The organism is Marinobacter sp., from assembly GCF_033722195.1.
GTDB lineage: Bacteria > Pseudomonadota > Gammaproteobacteria > Pseudomonadales > Oleiphilaceae > Marinobacter.
Genome location: NZ_JAWVZL010000144.1, coordinates 1 through 5,675, shown reverse-complemented (window position 1 = coordinate 5,675; position 5,675 = coordinate 1). Strand labels below are relative to the sequence as shown.

Sequence of the window (5,675 nt, the reverse complement as noted above, 5' to 3'; positions counted from 1 at the left end):
CCGCTGGCGGCAGTGCCGGCCTTTGCCGAGCCTGTGGGCAAAGCCGATGCCGTGGTTTCGATCGCGGCCCCGCTGTACTGGTGCCCCTACGCCTGCGACGCCACCACCGCCCGGTGGGGTTACACCGTGGAAATCGCCCGCGCTGCACTGCAGACCATGGGATACCAGGTGACCTACCGTAACCTCCCCTACGACCGGGCCCTGCTCAATCTGCAAACCGGCCGCATTGACGCCACCATTCCCACTTTCAAGGGCGAAGCGCCCGGCGTCATCTACCCCGACCATCCGGTATCCCTGAGCGAATACTGCTTTTATGTAGAGACGGACGAGTCCTGGCGCTATCGCGGTGTCGACTCGCTGACGGCCATCCGCTTCGTGGCCACCTCAGGCTACACCTATGGGGCAGAGGTGGACGCCTACATCGCCGAGCACTTGGACAGCCGGGTTGATCTTATCCGTGGCCAGGACATTCCTCACCGGCTGCGCCGGATGGTCCAGGCCGGACGCTTCGATGACCGGCTCCTGTTCGAGTCCTCCGGCCAGGATGACGAGGGACTGGTCAACGCCGGCTGCCTTGAAGAACGCCACCACGGCTACCTGGCGCTGTCTCCACACAACCCCGAACGCGCCAGAGCCATCGCGGCGGCCTTCGATCGTGGTCTGGAGCGGGCCCGTGCCGACGGCCGGCTTTGTGCAATCTTGGAGAAGTACGGCCTGGAGACCCGCTTCCAGCCCGTTGTTGACCCGGAGGATTGCCTGATCAGGGACCGGGCCCTGCGGCCCGCGGACGGATAGGCCCCAGGCATGGCTACAACAAGGTAGCGATTTCTGTCAGGAGTCCGTCATGAGCCAGGTTCCCCCGGGGTTTGCGCCCCTCAGCTCCCCCACCTGGGGGCGCGGTACCCGGCGGCAATAACAAGGTCTCACCTTCAATCAGCACAGCGCACTATAATGGCGCCCAGGGCAGCGGCACGCTGGTCAGTATCACAGGGAGTGGGGCTAATGCAGGTTTCCAAACGGGATGGGCGGGTGCTGGACCAGGCCATCAGGCACTGGCAGGAGGACGCGGTGATCTCCGAGGCCGAGGCCGGCCGGCTGAGGGCTGCTTACCAGGTCACCCCCTTCGACTGGAAACGGCTGGCCCGCTACGCCTTCTGGCTGGCGCTGGCCTCGGTGCTGATCTCGGTATCCTCCGCGCTGGCGGACGAATGGCTGGTGGAACTGTTCCGGCGCCTGTTCACCGCCCCCGACGCCGCCAAGTGCCTGGGCCTTGCCGCCATTGCCGGCGGGCTCTTTTACACCGGCATCCGCCGCAAACGCCGCCACCCCGGCAAGATCTACAGCAACGAGGCCCTGTTCTTCCTGGGCGTGGTGGCCACCGCCGCCGCCGTGGGTTACCTGGGCCGGGTCATCGACACCGGCTCCGGCCATTTCTCCCTCCTGCTGCTGCTTGCCGCCGTCATCTACGGGCTGCTGGGGCTGTGGTTTCCCTCAAAACTGGTGTGGATTTTCTCCCTGCTCTCCCTGGGCGCCTGGTTCGGCGCCGAAACCGGCTACGCCTCCGGCTGGGGCGCCTACTACCTGGGCATGAACTACCCCATGCGCTTCGTGCTGTTCGGCCTGGTACTGATCGCCGGCGGTTCCTGGCTGTTCCGCCACTGGCAGGCCCGGCAGGACTTCCAGAGACCGACTCGGGCCATGGGCCTGCTCTACCTGTTCATCGCCCTGTGGATAATGTCCATCTTCGGCAATTACGGCGACCCGGAGGCCTGGGAGCGGGCAAGACAGATCGAACTTCTGCACTGGTCCGTCCTGTTCGCGGTGGCCGCTCTGGCCGCTATCTTCCACGGCGTAAACTACGACGACGCCATGACCCGCGGCTTCGGTCTCACCTTCCTGTTCATCAACCTCTATACCCGTTTTTTCGAGTACTTCTGGGACAGCACCCACAAGGCCCTGTTTTTCGCGATCCTGGGTGTGAGCTTCTGGTACCTGGGATCCAGGGCGGAGAGGATTTGGGAGTTGAGTTTGGTGAGGGGGTTGAAGCGGGAGGGATGAGAGGTGGTTCGGGGCGATCCTGAGTCCGAGGCGGCGGATTTATACCTCGTTATTGGAAGCGTGAAATGTGGAGTTCACGCGATTACGGGGTGGATAACCGAGGAATGGTCTAGGCTGTTGACTGGGCTGGGGAGGGGGCCTTGAAAGGAATCAACGAATGGCGGAGTTCTACGGAACGCAGTTTTTTGCAGGTATGTTCCGGCCCTCGCGGGCCTGCACCGGACCGCCTTGACGCTGCGCTCCAAACCAGCCGCAAATGCGGGCGTTATGCATCACGGAGGAAGCTGTGAAAGAAACCGGCAAGATCGATTATGTTGAAATGCCTTCCAGGGACCTGGAAGCCACGAAAAGGTTTTTTGGTGAAGCCTTTGGATGGTCCTTTGTTGACTATGGCGCCGATTACGTAGCGATCGAGAATGCTGGACTGGATGGTGGATTTTTCAAGTCTGACAAGGTGACTTCAACGGACCATGGAAGTGTGCTGATTGTCCTTTTCAGTACCGACTTGGAAGCGACTCTTGAGAAGGTAGGGTTGTCTGGAGGAAAGATTGTCAAAGATATTTTCACTTTCCCAGGTGGTCGCCGGTTTCATTTCAGTGATCCCAATGGCAATGAATATGCCGTCTGGTCAGAGGCAAATGAATAGCCATCCCAGGCGCGGCGACGGCTTTTCCATTGCGGCTTCACCTGCCAAATTCCACATCAAGCCATCTTCTCTGCCGGCAAAATCGTGCAAAACCTGAGAGTTTGATGATCTGATTTCTCGCGTTTTGGCCCCGGTTTGGTGCAAGCTGTTTGGTGAAGGGGCATTCAACTTCGGATGCCATTAACTGGCCAGGGCAGCGCCGGACAAGTGGAGTCCTGCCCTGATCGATCACTGGGCGGAGAAACCAATGAGAATAGGCCTGCTGATTATCGCAGCATTCTGGTGCCTGCCAGCGTGGTCCCAAACGCTCCAGATCATGGGGTCGAACGAGGGCTTTCTGCCGTTCTATTACGGTAACAAGCTCGATAAAGGCATTCTGGTGGAGGTGATCGAGGACTTCGCCCTGGAAACCGGTATTGCAGCTCATTTCCGCCCCATGCCGAGAAAACGCCAGGTCTGGGCCCTGGAAGAGGGGCAGGCCAACGCGGTTTTCGCCAACCCGCTCTGGATGCCGCTGCCGGACCGGATGCACGCCGTCGGACCGGTGTTGACCTGGCGTGACCGGGTGTTCGCGCAACCTGGCCTGCAACCGCGCTCTTTCGATGAGCTGCAGGGTGGCGTCTGTCTGCGCAAATGGTTTGTCTACAGTGACCGACTCAAGCAGCGAATCGCTACCGACCTGGTCCGCCATGATGGCTACAGTGCCCAGCAGATGATGGCCATGTTTCTGCGTGGGCGATGCGATTACATCGTCATGGAGGAATCGGAATTCCGGTTTCTGGCAAGGCTATTGGAAGTCGATCCAGACGTTTACAGCACGGAACTGATCGACGCCGAATGGCCGGCCTACCTGGGGATCCTCAAAACCGAGACGGCTCTGATCGAAGCGGCGGAAGCCTTTTTCGCGACCCACAAGGTTGATGTGGAGGCCATGCTACCCAGACTGCCCCCGCCGGACCGGCCGATCTCCGTTCAGCCGGACGAGTAGGGCAGCGGGCGGCCAAGGTTCAGGAACCGGGAAAATCGATGCTGTTATTGGCACCTGTAATCAGAAACTAGATCTCTTTTGATTCACCGGACATCAGTTTGTCTGCAACCTCAACAAGACTGTCGCCAGTCACGTCGGGAGGCAGAAAGACATCACCGGGTTTGTATTCGAGGCGGGAACACCAGCCCGAGAGCGCACCGGCCCGTTTCGCACCATGGCAATCCCAGGCATGTACGGCAACCAGCGCCAGGCGCTCAATCGGTGTACCCAGGCGATTTGCCGAGAAACGGTAGATGTCCGGATGAGGCTTCCAGATACCCGCATCCTGCGAGGTGATGACGTGGTCGACCAATTCGGAAAGCCCGGCACCCTCGAGGAACCGGCGTGTTCTCTCAGGACTGTTGACGGTAAGGCACCCAACGGCCGCGCCTGCCTCAGAGATCCTCCTCATGGCCGGCGCGGCATCGTCGAAGGCCGGTAGCGTGGAAAACCCATCGACCACATATTCGATATCACGTTCACTGAGGGTGTATTTCGTTTCCGTTTGCAGTGATTCCCGTGCCAGCGCGTCGAAGGGTGCCGTGTCACCGGCCAGAGTCAGGGCCATGGCATCGCGCTGAAAGCGCAGGAACCAGGGCTGCAGAACGGTTGGTGGCTGACCAACCTCTTCCAGGCGAGCCGCCAGCGGGTCCAGATTGATCAGTGTTTCAAGGACATCAAATAGAACTACGTTCGGTCGGACAGCCATGTCGAGAGCCTCCCTGTACCGGTGCAGGTCTACAGGAAGTGTAGTTCATGGATTCGCTGTATCCAGCTCATGATCAGTCGATGGAAACGGACATAGCTCTGGAACTGTTCAAAACGTTGGGACGGATCTATCTTCTCCAACAAGCGCCATTCACAACCCAACCTCCCCATCCATGGATGAATTGAAAACCTTCGGCCTGTTCTTGGTCACAGCCCTGGCCGAGATCCTCGGCTGCTACCTGCCGTACCTCTGGCTGCGGGAAGGCAAGACCATCTGGTTGCTGGTGCCGGGCGCGCTGAGTCTGGCCGCCTTTGCCTGGCTGCTGTCGCTGCACCCCACCGCGGCGGGGCGGGTCTACGCGGCCTATGGTGGGGTGTACATCTTCGCCGCCATTGTCTGGCTCTGGGCCATCGACGGTATCCGGCCCACGGTGTGGGATTTCGTGGGCTCGGGCGTGGCGATACTGGGCATGTGCATCATCATGTTTGCACCCAGAGGCAGCTGATCGCAGACTGGGTGCCTGAACCTTCGGAACCTCCCATTTTTCGGCATTCTGGAAGGAGCGGGCATGGCGATCATGAGTACCGCGTTTGTGGCCCTGGCGGCTTTTTGCTGGGGCCTGTCCGGCGGCATCGGCGCCGTTCTCATCGCAGGCGGCTGGGACGCCTACGTGGTGGCGCTTTACCGGGGCGGTATCGGGCTGGTGTTCGTGCTGGTCTGGCTTCTGCTGAGTCACCGCAACAGCGGCCTGGCGGTACCCCGGCTCTGGCTCTGGGCAGCGCTGGCGGGTGTCGGGGTCGCCGGCAACTTCACGTTCTATTTCATCAGTATCGAGCAGGGCAGCATACCGGTGGCGGCCACGCTGATGTACTGCGCGCCGGTGTTCGTCTACCTGGTCTCCTTTGCCATCGGCCTTGAGCGCTTCACCCTGGTGAAAGGACTCGCCCTCATTCTGGTGCTGCTGGGCATTGTGCTGCTGACCCGGGTCTATGATGTGGGCGCGGCCAGCGTCACCGGCCTTGGGGTTGCGGCCGGGCTGCTGGCGGGGGCATCCTATGCGCTGTTCATTTTCGGCTTCAAGTTTGCCGCCCGCCACGGCAGCCCCCAGGCGATCCTGACCATTGCGTTCGCGGCCCTGGTGACGGCGCTGCTGGGCCTGAGTGAGCCGGCCCAGGTGGCGGCGGTGCCCTATTCGCCGGATCTGCCGATGTTTGCCGCCCTGGGGGTGCTGGGGG

7 protein-coding genes are annotated in these 5,675 nt (G+C 61.0%); 6 read left to right on the top strand and 1 reads right to left on the bottom strand.

Going from position 1 to position 5,675, the window contains the following annotated elements:
• From R3280_RS15825 to R3280_RS15810, 4 genes are all read left to right on the top strand, one after another.
• Nucleotides 1–795 (top strand): substrate-binding periplasmic protein (locus R3280_RS15825; protein ID WP_318999577.1); only part of this gene is annotated, 795 nt, incomplete at its 5' end.
• A gap of 207 nt (nucleotides 796–1,002) precedes the next feature.
• Nucleotides 1,003–2,058: a hypothetical protein gene (locus tag R3280_RS15820; RefSeq protein ID WP_318999576.1), complete on the top strand. Its 1,056-nt coding sequence runs from the start codon at nucleotides 1,003–1,005 to the stop codon at nucleotides 2,056–2,058.
• Between the two features lie 286 nt (nucleotides 2,059–2,344).
• Complete coding sequence (locus tag R3280_RS15815) at nucleotides 2,345–2,704, top strand: VOC family protein (RefSeq protein WP_318999575.1); 360 nt, start codon at nucleotides 2,345–2,347, stop codon at nucleotides 2,702–2,704.
• A gap of 247 nt (nucleotides 2,705–2,951) precedes the next feature.
• On the top strand, nucleotides 2,952–3,692 hold the full coding sequence (locus tag R3280_RS15810; protein WP_318999574.1) for a transporter substrate-binding domain-containing protein: 741 nt from the start codon (nucleotides 2,952–2,954) through the stop codon (nucleotides 3,690–3,692).
• Nucleotides 3,693–3,759: 67 nt separating this feature from the next.
• Here the strand turns inward: R3280_RS15810 and R3280_RS15805 are convergent, their stop codons facing one another.
• Nucleotides 3,760–4,440 (bottom strand): HAD family hydrolase, encoded by a 681-nt coding sequence (locus R3280_RS15805; protein ID WP_318999573.1) that lies wholly within the window; start codon nucleotides 4,438–4,440, stop codon nucleotides 3,760–3,762.
• 172 nt (nucleotides 4,441–4,612) lie between these two features.
• Here R3280_RS15805 and R3280_RS15800 point away from each other — a divergent pair, with 172 nt between their 5' ends.
• Both R3280_RS15800 and R3280_RS15795 read left to right on the top strand, forming a co-directional pair.
• Nucleotides 4,613–4,945 carry a YnfA family protein gene (locus tag R3280_RS15800; RefSeq protein WP_318999572.1) on the top strand — a complete coding sequence of 111 codons (333 nt, stop codon included), beginning with the start codon at nucleotides 4,613–4,615 and terminating at the stop codon, nucleotides 4,943–4,945.
• A gap of 63 nt (nucleotides 4,946–5,008) precedes the next feature.
• Nucleotides 5,009–5,675 (top strand): DMT family transporter (locus R3280_RS15795; RefSeq protein WP_318999571.1); only part of this gene is annotated, 667 nt, incomplete at its 3' end.

Coding starts and splice junctions, on each gene's coding strand:
- R3280_RS15800 (WP_318999572.1), top strand. CDS start 4,613: ATGGATGAATTGAAAACCTTCGGCCTGTTCTTGGTCACAGCCCTGGCC.
- R3280_RS15805 (WP_318999573.1), bottom strand. CDS start 4,440: ATGGCTGTCCGACCGAACGTAGTTCTATTTGATGTCCTTGAAACACTG.
- R3280_RS15810 (WP_318999574.1), top strand. CDS start 2,952: ATGAGAATAGGCCTGCTGATTATCGCAGCATTCTGGTGCCTGCCAGCG.
- R3280_RS15820 (WP_318999576.1), top strand. CDS start 1,003: ATGCAGGTTTCCAAACGGGATGGGCGGGTGCTGGACCAGGCCATCAGG.